The following is a 15,078-nucleotide window of genomic DNA, read 5'->3' on the forward strand; positions in this document are numbered from 1 at the left end:
TTCTATCTAAGCGGCTGCGGCGAGGTGCTCGCGTCGCCCGGGAGGGCTGACTCGCCGGTCGTGCTCGCCCCGGTCGCGCTCGCTGCGAGCCGCCGCATCGCGGGCGTGATCTCGCGCCGGCGCCAGACGATGAGGTTCGCACGGTCGAAGCCGCGGCGGCACAGCCCGCAGCTGAGCGCTCGCACCGGCTGCCGGTAGCGGTAGTGCACGTGGCCCGCGGGGCAGCGACCGACCCAGGGTGCGAGCTCGGAGACGACCGCGCCGTCGTGCGTGCGCCGGCCGACGTACCCCAGGCCCGCGGCGATCTGCGCCCACTTGGGCCCGTGCCCGGCGCGCTCGCCGGCGAGCGCGTGCGCGACCTCGTGCAGCAGGATCTGGTGCACCTCGTCGTCGGTGTACCGGGCGGCGAGGTAGCGCGACACGGTGATGCGGCGGTGCGTGTAGTTGCACAGGCCCGCACGCTTCTTGGCGTGGTCGAAGCCGAAGCTCCATTCGGCGGGGTCGAGGTGCAACGCGATGAGGGCGTCAGCCCACCTCCGCACCGCGTCCAGATCCGCCATGCACGAAGAATAGCCCCGGCCCGGTGACACCGCACCGCGGTCGGGCGAGGTGTCTACGACACCGGTGCGAGGGGGACGCGCAGCAGGCGGTCGTCGTCGGGGCCGGGGGAGCCGCGCCCGTCGGTGTTGTTCGTGAGGAACCACAGTTCGTCGCCGGGGCCGGGTACCACGTCGCGGATGCGTCCGAACTCGCCGGGGAACCAGGACGCCGGGGTCGGCGCCGTGCCCGAGGCATCCGGCCCGCCCGTCGCCGGCGAGACCGCCCAGATCCGCTCGCCTCGCAGCGCGGCCAGGAACACCGTGTCGCCCACGATGGCGAGCCCGCTCGGGCTGGCCTCCGACGTCGGCCACTGCAGCACGGGGTCGCTGAACCGGCCGTCGCCCGCGATGCCCTCGACTACGGGCCAGCCGTAGTTGCCGCCGCGCGTGATGCGGTTGAGTTCGTCCCACGTGTTCTGGCCGAACTCGCTGGCCCACATGCCGCCCGAGGCATCCCACCCGATGCCCTGCACGTTGCGGTGTCCGAGGCTCCAGACCTGGTTGCCGAACGGGTTGCCGGGCGCGGGTGCGCCCTCGGGGGTCATCCGCAGGATCTTGCCGCTCAGGGAGGCCGGGTCCTGCGACGCCTCGCGCACGCCCGCATCGCCCGTGGTCGCGTACAGGAATCCGTCGGGGCCGAATGCGAGGCGCCCGCCGTTGTGGTTGCCCGCCTTCGCGATGCCGGTGAGCACGTCGTGCGGGGGGCCGAGCGCGTACGAGCCGGGCCCGCCGCTGAGCGGCATGCGCACGATGCGGTTGTCGTCGACCGCGGTGAACATCGCGTACAGATAGGCCGGGTCGGTGCCGTCGGTCGGGCGGTGCGCGAGGCCGAGCAGCCCGCCCTCGCCCGACGGTGCAACGCCCGGCACGTCGCCGACCGTGCGCAGCGAGCCGTCGCCGCCGACCTCGACGATGCGCGCCGTGTCGCGTTCGCTCACGAGCACGCCGCCGTCGGGCAGGCGCACCACCGACCAGGGTGAGACGAGTCCGGTCGCGATCGTCGACGGCGCGCCCGCCTGCTGCATCGGCACGGGCGGAGCCGACGGGGTCGCCGGTGCGGTGAGCGTCGGATCCGGCGAGGGCGACGCCGGCCCGGATGCCTCGGGCGAGGCGAGCACGCTCGGCGTGGGCGTCGGCCCGGCGCTGCACGCGGCGAGCGCGGCGGCGGCGAGCAGCGCGACGGTAGGCGCAACCAGGCGGGCGGACCGGCGGAGGCGGGCGGGCGGGTGCAGGCGGGCGGGCGGATGCCTCGTCGCGCGCCGTGCTTCGGCCGATCCCATCTGTCCAGTGTCGCGCCGACGGCGGCACAATGGGAGGATGCCCGCGAGGATCGACCTGAACTGCGATCTCGGCGAGTCGACGCCCGCACGGCCGATCGCCGACGAACCGCTGTTCGGCGTGGTGTCGAGCGCGAACGTGGCGTGCGGGTTCCACGCGGGCGACGATGACACCATGCGCCGTTCGGTCGAGCTCGCGATCGTGCACGGCGTCGTGCTCGGCGCGCACCCGGGCTACCGCGACCCCGACGGATTCGGACGCCGCGAGCTCGGCACGCCGGCCGACGAGCTCGCGGCCGAGCTGGTCGCCCAGCTCGAGGCGCTCGACGGGTTCGCGCGTGCGGCCGGCCAGCGGGTTCGGTACGTGAAGGCGCATGGCGCGCTCTACCACCGGCTCGGCGTCGACGAGGTCGCCGCGCGCGCCCATGCGGCGGCGATCGCCGCATTCGATCCGGCCCTCGCGGTGCTGGGCGCGCCGGGCGGCGCGCTCGAACGGGCCGCGGACGCCGCGGGGCTGCGGTTCGCTCGCGAGGCGTTCGCCGATCGCGGCGTACGGCCCGACGGGTCGCTCGTGCCGCGAGGCGAGCCCGGTGCGGTGCTCGCCGATCCCGCTGCGGCGGGCCGACGCGCGGTCGATCTCGCCGCGCGCGACGACGTCGACTCGATCTGCTTCCACGGCGATTCCCCTGGGGCCGCGGCGATCGGCCGGGCGGTGCGCGACGCACTCGAGGCCGCCGGGTTCGCGGTGCGGTCGTTCGCGACGGAGCCGGCGGCGTGACCCGGCGCATCCTGCCGAGTGGCGAGCACGCCCTGCTCGTCGAGTGCGCCGACCTGCCCGAGGTGCTCGCCCTGCACGACGCGCTCGACGCCGATCGGCCCGCGGGGCTCGTCGAACTGGTGCCCGCCGCTCGCACCGTGCTCGTCGTGATCGACCCGCTGCGCCTGCCCCTCGAGTCGGCCGAGCGGTGGATCCGGCGCACGGTCGCGGGCGCGCCGGGTGGTGCGTCGGGTGCGTCGGGTGCGTCGGGTGCGACGGGTGCGACCGCAGGCGCGGATGCCTCGGTTCAGACCTCGCCCGAACCGCTCGTCGTGCCCGTGGTCTACGACGGACCCGACCTCGCCGAGACCGCCGCGTCGCTCGGCGTGACGCCCGACGAACTGGTCGCGCGGCACACCTCGACGCGGTGGCGGGTCGCGTTCATCGGGTTCGCGCCTGGATTCGGCTACCTGGTCGGCGATGGCTGGCCTTTCGAGGTGCCCCGGCTCGCGTCGCCGCGCACGCGCGTGCCCGCCGGATCGGTCGGGCTCGCCGGGGCGTTCACCGGCGCGTACCCGCGTGAGACCCCCGGTGGGTGGCGACTCATCGGCCGCACCGAGTCGGCGGTGTGGGATCCGACTGCGGCCGTCCCGGCGCTGCTCGTTCCCGGGCGGTCGGTGCGATTCGAGCGGGTCGGCGCGTGAGCGCGGCATCCGGGCTCGAGGCGACGAGCGCGACGGAGGCTCCCGCGCTCGAGGTGCTCGAGCCGGGCCCGCTCGCGCTCGTCGAGGATCTCGGTCGGCCGGGCTTCGCGCACCTCGGGGTCGCGCCGTCGGGTGCGCTCGACCGCGGCGCTCTCGCGTTCGCGAATCGCCTGGTCGGCAAACCCGCCGACGCGGCCGGCCTCGAGCTGCTCGGTGGCGGGTTCCGGGCGCGGTTCACCGCTTCGCGCTGGTTCGCCGTCACCGGCGCGTGGGGCGCGGTGCGCCTCGATGGGCGCCGCATCGCACCCGACGCGGCCGCGCACGCCGACGCCGGATCAATCCTCGAGCTCGGCACGCCCGAGCGCGGCCTGCGCTGGTACCTCGCGGTGCGGGGCGGCCTCGACGAGCAGCCGGTGCTCGGGTCGCGTTCGACCGACACGCTCGCCGGGCTCGGCCCCCGACCGGTTGCGGCCGGTCGAGTGCTGCGGTTCGGCGCCGAGCCCGAGGCATCCGTACCCGCTTTCGACGGCGCGGGCGCGCCGCCGCCCGACGGCCCCGTCACCCTCGCGCTGCGGCCCGGTCCGCGCGCTGAGTGGTTCACGGATGCCTCGCGGCAGGCGCTGTTCGACGCGACCTGGCGCTGCTCACCTGCGGCCGATCGGGTCGGCGTGCGGCTCGACGGGGTGCCGATCGAGCGCCGCGTCGACGGCGAATTGCCGAGCGAGGGCACGGTGCCCGGGTCGATCCAGGTGCCGCCGTCAGGGCTGCCGGTGATCCTGTTGGCCGATCGGCCGGTGACCGGCGGGTACCCCGTGATCGCGGTCGTCGCCGAGGCTTCGCTCGACGCCGTGGCGCAGCTGCGGCCGGGCCAGCCCGTGCGCTTCCGCCACGCCTGATCCCCGCCGCCCCGCCCCGCCCCCGCCGCTCCCGCCGCTCCCGCCCCGCCCCCGTCCCCGTCCCCGTCCCCGCCGCCCCCGTCCCCGCCGTCGGGGTCGCTTGTTGCCGCTCGAGCGTCCACGACCCGACAACGAGCGTCCCCGCCCCCTGCCGTCGGGGTCGCTTGTTGCCGCTCGAGCGTCCACGACCCGACAACGAGCGTCCCCGCCCCCTGCCGTCGGGGTCGCTTGTTGCCGCTCGAGCGTCCACGACCCGACAACGAGCGTCCCCGACGCCGGGGGAGGGCGTCAGGCGCGACCCCGACGCGGGGGGGGGGGGGCGTCACGCGCGGGTTCGGCACCACGAGTGACGCCGACGCCGGCACCCGACGCGACGCGCGGGGGTCAGCGCGAGAGGAACACCGAGCGGGCCGGCGGCGGGCTGGGCACCGCCGTCGCGTCGACCACCACGCGGGCGCCCGCGACGAAGCGGCGCAGCTCGTCACCGTCGACGAGCTTCGCGGGGGCCGGATCGCTCGCGAGCAGGCGAGGCATCCGATCGAAGGGCAGCGGCGACGCCGATGCGTACATCACGACGTTGCCGAAGCGGCGGCCCTTCAGCATCGACGCATCGGCCGCGATCGCGACGTGGGCGTGCACGTGCTGCAGGGTCGCGGCCTGCGAGCGGGCGAACGCGAGCCCGGCGCCGTCGGCGACGTTCACCGTGACGATGCCGGTGGGGTGCATGCGTCGGGCGAGCAGCTCGTGGAACTCCACGCTCGTCACGTGCGCTGGCGTGCGCGCGCCCGAGAAGATGTCGACCACCGCGACGTCGACCGCTCCGTCGAGACCGGCGGGCAGCTTCTGCATCACCTCGCGTGCGTCGCCCGTGCGCACCCGGATCTGCTCGCCGCGCGGCAGCGGCAGATGCTCGCGCACGAACTCGACGAGGTCGCGTTCGAGCTCGACGACCTGCTGGCGCGATCCGGGGCGTGTGGCCGCGACGTAGCGTGGCAGCGTCAGCGCGCCGGCGCCGAGGTGCAGCGCGGTGATCGGCTCGCCCTCGGCGGCGACGAGGTCGATCGCGTGCCCGATCCGGCGCACGTACTCGAAGCCCAGCCACTCGGGTCGTTCGAGGTCGACGTGCGACTGCGGAGTGCCGTCGACGACGAGGGTCCACGAGCCGGGCTGGTGGCGCGACGGCTCGAGGCGGGCGAGGTAGCCGCTCTCGGCGAGGCGGCGTTCTGGGGCGTCGGGCACGGATGCCACGCTACGCCCTCACCCCGATCGCCGGTCGAGGCTCAGCACGCATCCCACAGCACGAAGTCGAGCCGCGGGCCGACGAGCACCTCGGCGGGATGCGGACCGCGTTCGCGGAGGCGCTGCTCGAGCAGCCTCGGTAGCCCGTCGGGCGCCGCGGCGAGCACCGCATTGCCCTCTTCGGCTCCGCCGAGCACGGTCGGGTCGCCGGCGACGAGCAGGTCGGCCCCGGGCCGCACGCGCGCAACGACCCGCGCGAGTTCTCGCAGTCGGGCGAGCCCCGCGGCATCCGCGACATTGGCGACGAGCACGCCGCCCGCCGCGACGCGATCGAGCGCATCAGCCAGGAACCCGCGATCCGTCGTGAACGCGGGCGGCTCGAGACCCGTGTAGAGATCGAGCACCACGAGGTCGTACGCCGCGGGCGCGAGGGACGGCAGCGCCGTCGAGGCATCCGTCACCGAGATCGCCAGATCGGCACCCGCCGGAAGCGGCAGCCGCTCGCGCACCTGCCGAACCAGTTCGGCGTCGTGCTCGACGACGAGCTGATGCGAGCCGGGCCGGGTCGCCTCGACGTAGCGGGGGAGGGTGAGCCCGCCGCCGCCGAGGTGCAGCGCCCGGATCGGCTCGCCCGGCAGCCCGATCGCGTCGATCACGTGTCCGATGCGCCGCACGTACTCGAAGAACAGCCGCGTCGGGTCGGCGGGATCGACGTGCGACTGCGCGTGCCCGTCGACGAGCAGGGTGACCCCACCGGCGATGCCGTTCACGTCGAACTCGATGCCCATACCGGCATCGTGCCACCGGCGCGACCGCGCCGCTCGCCCTACGGCGTCCGCGACCCCGACGCCTGCGCCGCCTCGAACGCGTCGAGGGCTGCCGCGAGGAGCGTATCGCGATCGAGGCCCGTCGCGGTCGAGAGGCCCGCGATGCGGCGCTCGAGTTCGGACTGCACGACCGCCTCGGGCCGGTCGCGCAGAAGTGCGCCGATGACCGGCAGCACGATCGTGCCGAGGGCGTCGATGATGGCGACGATGCCGAGCACCCGCCAGTAGTCCAGGTTCGACGGCCACTCGGTCAGGACGGGCACGAGGATCAGCACCGCGACCGCCGCGACCGCCGCGAGGGTGATCCCGAGCGCCACCCGGACGGCGGGGTGCCGACGGCCGGCGAGCAGCAGGAGCAGGTTGGCGTGGGCGAGGCTCACCGCCCCCACGCCGGCGATGAGGAATCCGCGGCTGACGACGTCGAGGAATCCGCCCACCTCGGGCGACCACGGCAGCCAGATCGTCACGACGCCGAGCACGAGCGCGATCGCGCTGACCACGAGGCCGACGAAGCCGACCACGCGCACCGCCCGTGCGGCGATCGCCAGGTGGCAGAGCACGACTCCGCTGAAGCCCGCGACCAGCAGCGTGGTCAGCAGGACCCGCATCTGCGCGTCGCCGAAATCCGAACCCAGCAGCACGAGGATGCCGATGAGCGCGGTGATCGCGAGCGAGGCGACGAGGGCGATGACCGCACCTCTTCGGATGCCTCGCAATCGCGTCGCGCCGGCCGTTCGGGGCGTGACATCCGTCTGGTGCGTTCCTGCGTCGTCCTGGTGCGTTGCCGCCTCGGAATCGGGCATCCGGCCTCCTCGTCGAGCGGCGGACACATCCGCTGTGCACTGCCGCGTGCACCAAGAATGCCCGTTCGCGACCCGTCTGAACAGCCGTCCGCGCGGGGTTATACCCGAGATCGGCGACGAGGTCAAGAATCCGACTGGACATGGCGCGTCGAATCGCTTATAGTTGAGGTTTGCGCTCCCAGACCCAACTTGCCTTCATATTGCGGTCGGCTTCCATGCGAGTCCGGGGTCACTCGACCACCGGAGATGCATCCGTCTGAGGGGTCCTACTCTCCACCACCATCGACAGTGAACACGGCCCTTCATCGGGCCCCGGAGGTCATTTCCTTGGCTGCTGCGCGCAACGCATCGACGCCCACCCAGAAGAACGGACGCGGTGCAAGCCGCCTCTCGTTCGCGAAGGTCACCGACACCCTCACCGTACCCGATCTGCTCGCCCTCCAGACCGAGAGCTTCGACTGGCTCGTCGGCAACGAGGCTTGGCGTGCACGCGTCGAGGCTGCGATCGAAGAGGGTCGTCAGGACCTGCCCGAGGCCACCGGTCTGGAGGAGATCTTCGAGGAGATCTCCCCGATCGAAGACCTCGGCGAGACCATGCAGCTCTCGTTCTCGAACCCTGAGCTCGAGCCCGAGAAGTACACCATCGAGGAGTGCAAGGAGAAGGGCAAGACCTACTCCGCTCCGCTCTACGTGAACGCCGAGTTCATGAACCACCTCACGGGTGAGATCAAGACCCAGACGGTGTTCATGGGCGACTTCCCGCTGATGACCCCGAAGGGCACCTTCGTCATCAACGGCACCGAGCGCGTCGTCGTGTCGCAGCTCGTCCGCTCGCCCGGCGTCTACTTCGAGCGCACCCCCGACAAGACGAGCGACAAGGACATCTACTCCGCGCGCGTCATCCCGAGCCGCGGTGCGTGGCTCGAGTTCGAGATCGACAAGCGCGACCAGGTCGGCGTGCGCATCGACCGCAAGCGCAAGCAGTCGGTCACGGTGTTCCTGAAGGCCCTCGGCCTCACCTCGGAGGAGATCCTCGAGGAGTTCGCCGGCTACGAGTCGATCGCCCTCACCCTCGAGAAGGACAACATCCTCACGAAGGAAGAGGCGCTGAAGGACATCTACCGCAAGCTCCGTCCGGGCGAGCAGGTGGCGACCGAGGCGGCGCGCGCGCTCCTCGACAACTTCTACTTCAACCCGAAGCGCTACGACCTCGCGAAGGTCGGCCGGTACAAGATCAACCAGAAGCTCGGCCTCGAGGCCCCGCTGACGGACTCGGTGCTCACGGTGCAGGACATCGTCGCCACGATCAAGTACCTCACCGCGCTGCACGAGGGCAAGGCGACCCTGCCGGGCCGTCGCAACGGCAAGGACGTCGAGATCCGCCTCGACGTCGACGACATCGACAACTTCGGCAACCGTCGCATCCGCGCGGTGGGCGAGCTGATCCAGAACCAGGTCCGCACCGGTCTCTCGCGCATGGAGCGCGTGGTCCGCGAGCGCATGACCACGCAGGACATCGAGGCGATCACGCCGCAGACCCTGATCAACGTGCGACCCGTCGTCGCGGCGATCAAGGAGTTCTTCGGCACCTCGCAGCTGTCGCAGTTCATGGACCAGAACAACCCGCTGGCCGGCCTCACCCACAAGCGCCGCCTGTCGGCGCTGGGCCCCGGTGGTCTGTCCCGCGACCGCGCGGGCGTCGAGGTCCGCGACGTCCACCCGTCGCACTACGGCCGCATGTGCCCGATCGAGACCCCGGAAGGCCCGAACATCGGCCTCATCGGCTCGCTCGCGTCGTTCGCGCGCATCAACTCGTTCGGCTTCATCGAGACGCCGTACCGTCGCGTGGTGAACGGCAAGGTCACCGACCAGATCGACTACCTCACGGCCGCTGAAGAGGACGACTTCATCGTCGCCCAGGCCAACGCGCCGCTGAAGGCCGACGGCCACTTCCAGGAAGACCGCGTGCTCGCCCGCAAGAAGGGCGGCGAGGTCGACCTGTTCCCGGCCGACGAGATCGGCTACATGGATGTCTCGCCGCGCCAGATGGTCTCGGTCGCGACGAGCCTCATCCCGTTCCTCGAGCACGACGACGCGAACCGCGCCCTCATGGGTGCGAACATGCAGCGTCAGGCGGTGCCGCTGCTGCGCAGCGACTCGCCGGTCGTCGGCACGGGTATGGAGGGTTACGCCGCGATCGACGCCGGCGATGTGATCACTGCCGACAAGGCCGGTGTGGTCACCGAGGTCTCGGCCGACGCCGTCACCATCCAGCTCGACGAGGGCGGCACGCAGACCTACTACCTGCGCAAGTTCGACCGCTCGAACCAGGGCACGTCGTACAACAACCGCGTCGTGGTCAACGCCGGTGAGCGCATCGAGGTCGGCGAGGTCATCGCCGACGGTCCCGCCACCGACAACGGCGAGCTCGCGCTCGGCAAGAACCTGCTCGTCGCGTTCATGCCGTGGGAGGGTCACAACTTCGAGGACGCGATCATCCTCAGCCAGAACCTCGTGAAGGACGACGTGCTCTCGTCGATCCACATCGAGGAGTACGAGGTCGACGCCCGCGACACGAAGCTCGGCAAGGAGGAGATCACCCGTGATCTTCCCAACGTCAGCCCCGACCTGCTGGCCGACCTCGACGAGCGCGGCATCATCCGCATCGGCGCCGAGGTCCGCCCCGGCGACATCCTCGTCGGCAAGGTCACGCCGAAGGGCGAGACCGAGCTGAGCGCCGAAGAGCGACTGCTCCGCGCGATCTTCAACGAGAAGAGCCGCGAGGTGCGCGACACGTCGCTGAAGGTGCCGCACGGTGAGCAGGGCACGATCATCGGCGTCAAGGTGTTCGACGCGCAGGACGGCGACGACGAGCTCGGCTCGGGTGTCAACCAGCGCGTGGTCGTCTACATCGCCCAGAAGCGCAAGATCACCGAGGGCGACAAGCTCGCCGGCCGCCACGGCAACAAGGGCGTCATCTCGAAGATCCTGCCGGTCGAGGACATGCCGTTCCTCGCGGACGGCACCCCGGTCGACGTGGTGCTCAACCCGCTCGGCATCCCCGGTCGAATGAACTTCGGCCAGGTGCTCGAGACCCACCTCGGGTGGGTCGCCAAGCAGGGCTGGAAGGTCGAGGGCAACCCGGCCTGGGCCAAGCGCCTGCCGAAGGCGGCGCACGAGGCCGCCCCGAACACCAAGGTCGCGACCCCGGTGTTCGACGGCGCGCTCGAGGCCGAGATCGCGGGTCTGCTCGATTCGACGCTGCCCAACCGCGACGGCGAGCGGCTCATCGACTCGTCGGGCAAGACGCAGCTGTTCGACGGCCGCTCGGGCGAGCCGTTCCCGTACCCCGTCTCGGTCGGCTACATGTACATCCTGAAGCTGCACCACCTCGTCGACGACAAGATCCACGCGCGTTCGACCGGCCCGTACTCGATGATCACCCAGCAGCCGCTCGGTGGGAAGGCGCAGTTCGGCGGTCAGCGCTTCGGTGAGATGGAGGTGTGGGCGCTCGAGGCCTACGGCGCGGCGTACGCGCTGCAGGAGCTGCTCACGATCAAGTCCGACGACATCCTCGGCCGCGTCAAGGTGTACGAGGCGATCGTCAAGGGCGAGAACATCCAGGAGCCCGGCATCCCCGAGTCGTTCAAGGTGCTCATGAAGGAGATGCAGTCGCTCTGCCTGAACGTCGAGGTGCTCTCGGCCGACGGCACGGCGGTCTCGCTCCGCGATACCGATGACGAGGCCTTCCGGGCTGCGGAAGAGCTCGGCATCAACATCTCCGCGCGCTTCGAGTCGTCGAACATCGACGAGATCTGATCCGCCAGGTACGAAACGACTTCAGGAATCTAGGAGAGAAATTGCTCGACGCAACGACGTTCGATGAGCTTCGTATCGGCCTGGCCACCGCCGAGGACATCCGCAAGTGGTCCTACGGCGAGGTCAAGAAGCCCGAGACGATCAACTACCGCACGCTGAAGCCCGAAAAGGACGGGCTCTTCGGCGAGCAGATCTTCGGCCCCTCCCGCGACTGGGAGTGCGCCTGCGGCAAGTACAAGCGGGTGCGCTTCAAGGGCATCGTCTGCGAGCGCTGCGGGGTCGAGGTCACCAAGTCGTCCGTGCGCCGTGAGCGCATGGGCCACATCGAGCTCGCCGCCCCGGTCACGCACATCTGGTACTTCAAGGGTGTGCCCAGCCGTCTCGGCTACCTGCTCGACATGGCGCCGAAGGACCTCGAGAAGGTCATCTACTTCGCCGCGTACATGGTGATCGACATCGACGAGGACGGCCGCCACGCCGACCTGCCCGGCCTCGAGAACGAGCTCCGGCTCGAGATCGACACCATCGGCAAGCAGCGCGATGCGCGCATCGCCACGCTGATGGAGCGCAAGGAGACCGAGCTCGCCGAGCTCGAGGCCGACGGCGCGAAGGCCGACGTGCGCAAGCGCGCCGAGGCCGCCGCCGACAAGGAGATGGCCGGCGTCCGCAAGTCGGCCGACGAGCAGATCGCGCACCTCGAGCGCGTGTGGGAGGACTTCCGCACCCTCAAGGTCGGCGACCTGAAGCCCGAGGACTCGGTCTTCCAGGAGCTGCAGGACCGCTTCGGCATGTACTTCGACGCCTACATGGGCGCCGAGGCCATCAAGAAGCGCCTCGAGAGCTTCGACCTCGCGGCCGAGGCCGACGACCTGCACCTGCAGATCGCCGAGGGCAAGGGTCAGAAGAAGATCCGTGCGATCAAGCGCCTCAAGGTCGTGAACTCGTTCCTGCAGACCGGCAACTCGCCGGCTGCGATGGTGCTCGACGTGGTGCCGGTGATCCCGCCCGAGCTGCGCCCGATGGTGCAGCTCGACGGTGGCCGCTTCGCCACGAGCGACCTGAACGACCTCTACCGTCGCGTGATCAACCGCAACAACCGCCTTCGTCGACTGCTCGACCTCGGCGCGCCCGAGATCATCGTGAACAACGAGAAGCGCATGCTGCAGGAGGCCGTCGACGCGCTGTTCGACAACGGCCGTCGCGGCCGCCCGGTCACGGGCACCGGCAACCGTGCGCTGAAGTCGCTGAGCGACATGCTGAAGGGCAAGCAGGGCCGGTTCCGTCAGAACCTGCTCGGCAAGCGCGTCGACTACTCGGGTAGGTCGGTCATCGTGGTCGGCCCGCAGCTGAAGCTGCACCAGTGCGGTCTGCCCAAGCAGATGGCGCTCGAGCTGTTCAAGCCGTTCGTCATCAAGCGCCTGATCGATCTGCAGCACGCGCAGAACATCAAGGCCGCCAAGCGCATGGTCGAGCGCAGCCGCCCGCAGGTGTGGGACGTGCTCGAGGAGATCATCCGCGAGCGCCCCGTGCTGCTGAACCGTGCGCCCACCCTGCACCGCCTGGGCATCCAGGCGTTCGAGCCGCAGCTCGTCGAGGGCAAGGCCATCCAGCTCCACCCGCTCGTGTGTGCGGCGTTCAACGCCGACTTCGACGGCGACCAGATGGCGGTGCACCTGCCGCTGTCGGTCGAGGCGCAGGCCGAGGCCCGCATCCTGATGCTGGCGTCGAACAACATCCTGAAGCCGTCGGACGGCCGCCCGGTGACCCTGCCCTCGCAGGACATGATCATCGGTCTGCACCACCTGACCACGCAGAGGGACGGCGCGAACGGCGAAGGCCGTGCGTTCTCGTCGATCGCCGAGGCGATCCTCGCGTTCGACCAGAACCGCCCGGGCGACATCAAGCTCGACCTCGGCGCGAAGGTGAAGATCCGTCTCGACGGGCTGCACTTCGCCGAGGGCGACGAGCCCGAGGGCTTCGAGCAGGGCAAGCCGTTCCTGTTCGAGACCACGCTGGGCCGCGCGATCTTCAACGAGGCGCTGCCGGCCGACTACCCGTTCTTCAACAAGCAGGCCGGCAAGAGCCAGATCTCGCAGATCGTCAACGACCTGGCCGAGCGCTACCCGAAGACCGAGGTCGCCGCGACGCTCGACCGCATCAAGGACGCCGGCTTCCGCTGGGCGACCCGTTCGGGCGTGACCGTCGCGCTCTCCGACATCGTCGAGCTCCCGCAGAAGCAGGAGATCGTGTCGAAGTACGAGAAGCAGGCGGCGAAGGTCCAGTCGCAGTTCGACAAGGGCCTCACGACCGACCTCGAGCGTCGTCAGGAGCTCATCCAGATCTGGACGAAGGCCACCGACGAGGTCGCCAAGGCCATGCAGGAGGAGTTCGCGAACAACCCCGACAACACCATCAACCGCATGGTGACGTCGGGTGCTCGTGGTAACTGGCTGCAGGTGCGCAACATCGCCGGTATGCGAGGCCTGGTGAACAACCCGAAGGGTGAGATCATCCCTCGCCCGATCATCTCGTCGTACCGCGAGGGCCTGAGCGTGGCCGAGTACTTCATCGCCACGCACGGTGCCCGCAAGGGTCTGGCCGACACCGCCCTGCGTACCGCCGACTCGGGGTATCTGACCCGTCGTCTGGTGGACGTCTCGCAGGACGTCATCATCCGTGAGGACGACTGCGGCACCACGAAGGGCCTCGACCTGCCGATCGCGGCGGTCGACGCGGCCACCGGCGAACTGGTTCGCGACCCGAACGTCGAGAACTCGGTGTTCGCCCGGTCGCTGGCCGCGGACGCGGTGAACGCCGCGGGCGAGGTCATCGCCGAGGCCGGCTCCGACGTCGGCGACGTGCTGATCGACAAGCTGGTCGCGGCCGGTGTCGAGTCGATCAAGGTGCGCTCGGTGCTGACCTGCGAGTCGGCGGTCGGCGTCTGCGCCGCCTGCTACGGCCGCTCGCTCGCGACCGGCAAGCTGGTCGACCTCGGCGAGGCGGTCGGCATCATCGCCGCCCAGTCGATCGGCGAGCCCGGTACGCAGCTGACGATGCGTACCTTCCACACCGGTGGTTCGGCCTCGGCCGACGACATCACGCAGGGTCTTCCCCGCGTGCAGGAGCTCTTCGAGGCCCGCACCCCCAAGGGTGCGTCGCCGATCGTCGAGGCCCCGGGTCGCATCACGATCGACGAGACCGAGCGTCAGCGCAAGGTCATCCTCACGCCCGACAACGGCGACGAGCCGATCGCGTACAACGTGCTCAAGCGTTCGACCCTCCTGGTCGAAGACGGCCAGCACGTCGAGCTCGGTCAGCAGATCATCGTCGGCACCGTCGACCCCAAGGAGGTCCTGCGGGTCAAGGGTGTGCGCGAGGTGCAGAAGCACCTGGTCGACGGTGTGCAGGAGGTCTACCGCTCGCAGGGCGTGCCGATCCACGACAAGCACATCGAGGTCATCGTCCGTCAGATGCTGCGCAAGGTGACCGTGGTCGACCACGGCGACACCGACCTGCTGCCGGGTGAACTCGTCGACCGTTCGCGGTACAACGAGATCAACCGCGCCGCGCTCACCGAGGGCAAGCGCACCGCGTCGGCCCGTCAGGAGGTCATGGGTATCACCAAGGCGTCGCTGGCGACCGAGTCGTGGCTGTCGGCCGCCTCCTTCCAGGAGACGACCCGCGTGCTCACCGAAGCGGCGATGCAGGGCAAGAGCGACCCGCTGGTCGGCCTCAAGGAGAACGTGATCATCGGCAAGCTGATCCCGGCCGGCACCGGCCTGGCGAAGTACCGCAACGTCACGGTCGAGGCGACCGAAGAGGCTCGTGCCGAGCGGTACCCCAACCGCATCTTCGCCGACGACGCGACGTTCAGCGAGGGCGACCTCAGCTTCGTCGACTTCGACGCGTTCACGAACGACGACTTCACGCCGGGCAACTACAGCTAGCGTGAGGCGCGTCAGGCGCTGAGCACGAAGGGCTCGCATCCGTACGGATGCGAGCCCTTCGTCGTGCACGACCGAACGGCACCGTGCCCGACGGACACGGCATGCGGGCCGGGCGCTGAGGCAGCCGGCTGAGCATCGGCGCGGATGCCGCGTGGTTCCGCGGCACGCGGCGTCCGCGTTGCTAGCATGATCGGCGACCGACGGCGCCCA

At 70.6% G+C, this 15,078-nt stretch carries 10 protein-coding genes; 5 read left to right on the plus strand and 5 right to left on the minus strand.

The genetic code is table 11. The features are described from left to right. Positions 1–2: 2 nt before the first annotated feature. Positions 3–560, minus strand: a complete 558-nt coding sequence (locus FLP10_RS12340; RefSeq protein WP_149161129.1) for a SprT-like domain-containing protein — start codon at positions 558–560, stop codon at positions 3–5. A 53-nt stretch (positions 561–613) separates the two neighbouring features. Further along, complete coding sequence (locus FLP10_RS12345) at positions 614–1,879, minus strand: PQQ-dependent sugar dehydrogenase (RefSeq protein ID WP_149161130.1); 1,266 nt, start codon at positions 1,877–1,879, stop codon at positions 614–616. A 37-nt stretch (positions 1,880–1,916) separates the two neighbouring features. On the opposite strand from FLP10_RS12345, the gene FLP10_RS12350 reads away from it, so the two are divergent. Genes FLP10_RS12350 through FLP10_RS17755 form a run of 3 tightly spaced genes read left to right on the plus strand, consistent with a single transcriptional unit; the run spans position 1,917 to position 4,233 of the window. After that, positions 1,917–2,654, plus strand: a complete 738-nt coding sequence (locus FLP10_RS12350; protein ID WP_149161131.1) for a LamB/YcsF family protein — start codon at positions 1,917–1,919, stop codon at positions 2,652–2,654. Then, entirely contained in the window at positions 2,651–3,337 is a 687-nt protein-coding gene (locus FLP10_RS17750) for a 5-oxoprolinase subunit B family protein (protein ID WP_149161132.1), read from the plus strand. Before FLP10_RS12350 ends, FLP10_RS17750 begins: the two co-directional genes overlap by 4 nt. Next, positions 3,334–4,233, plus strand: a complete 900-nt coding sequence (locus FLP10_RS17755; RefSeq protein ID WP_149161133.1) for a 5-oxoprolinase subunit C family protein — start codon at positions 3,334–3,336, stop codon at positions 4,231–4,233. Before FLP10_RS17750 ends, FLP10_RS17755 begins: the two co-directional genes overlap by 4 nt. Positions 4,234–4,617: 384 nt before the next feature. On the opposite strand, the gene FLP10_RS12365 is transcribed toward FLP10_RS17755, so the two are convergent. Genes FLP10_RS12365 through FLP10_RS12375 form a run of 3 tightly spaced genes read right to left on the minus strand, consistent with a single transcriptional unit; the run spans position 4,618 to position 7,102 of the window. Then, positions 4,618–5,472, minus strand: a complete 855-nt coding sequence (locus tag FLP10_RS12365; RefSeq protein ID WP_149161134.1) for a spermidine synthase — start codon at positions 5,470–5,472, stop codon at positions 4,618–4,620. A gap of 41 nt (positions 5,473–5,513) precedes the next feature. Continuing rightward, a complete protein-coding gene (locus tag FLP10_RS12370) occupies positions 5,514–6,260 on the minus strand; it encodes a spermidine synthase (protein WP_149161135.1) in 747 nt (248 codons plus the stop codon). 38 nt (positions 6,261–6,298) lie between these two features. Continuing rightward, positions 6,299–7,102 carry a hypothetical protein gene (locus FLP10_RS12375; RefSeq protein ID WP_149161136.1) on the minus strand — a complete coding sequence of 268 codons (804 nt, stop codon included), beginning with the start codon at positions 7,100–7,102 and terminating at the stop codon, positions 6,299–6,301. Between the two features lie 327 nt (positions 7,103–7,429). Here FLP10_RS12375 and rpoB point away from each other — a divergent pair, with 327 nt between their 5' ends. Then, a complete protein-coding gene (rpoB, locus tag FLP10_RS12380) occupies positions 7,430–10,921 on the plus strand; it encodes a DNA-directed RNA polymerase subunit beta (protein ID WP_149161137.1) in 3,492 nt (1,163 codons plus the stop codon). A 41-nt stretch (positions 10,922–10,962) separates the two neighbouring features. Further along, a complete protein-coding gene (gene rpoC / locus FLP10_RS12385; protein WP_149161138.1) occupies positions 10,963–14,868 on the plus strand; it encodes a DNA-directed RNA polymerase subunit beta' in 3,906 nt (1,301 codons plus the stop codon). The last annotated feature ends 210 nt before the right edge of the window (positions 14,869–15,078 follow it).

Source organism: Agromyces intestinalis, from assembly GCF_008365295.1.
Classification (GTDB): Bacteria; Actinomycetota; Actinomycetes; order Actinomycetales; family Microbacteriaceae; genus Agromyces; species Agromyces intestinalis.

What these genes read in the sequence shown, in the direction of transcription:
- FLP10_RS12340 (WP_149161129.1), bottom strand. Translation starts at nt 560, where the DNA reads ATGGCGGATCTGGACGCGGTGCGGAGGTGGGCTGACGCCCTCATCGCG.
- FLP10_RS12370 (WP_149161135.1), bottom strand. Translation starts at nt 6,260, where the DNA reads ATGGGCATCGAGTTCGACGTGAACGGCATCGCCGGTGGGGTCACCCTG.
- FLP10_RS12345 (WP_149161130.1), bottom strand. Translation starts at nt 1,879, where the DNA reads ATGGGATCGGCCGAAGCACGGCGCGCGACGAGGCATCCGCCCGCCCGC.
- FLP10_RS12375 (WP_149161136.1), bottom strand. Translation starts at nt 7,102, where the DNA reads ATGCCCGATTCCGAGGCGGCAACGCACCAGGACGACGCAGGAACGCAC.
- FLP10_RS12350 (WP_149161131.1), top strand. Translation starts at nt 1,917, where the DNA reads ATGCCCGCGAGGATCGACCTGAACTGCGATCTCGGCGAGTCGACGCCC.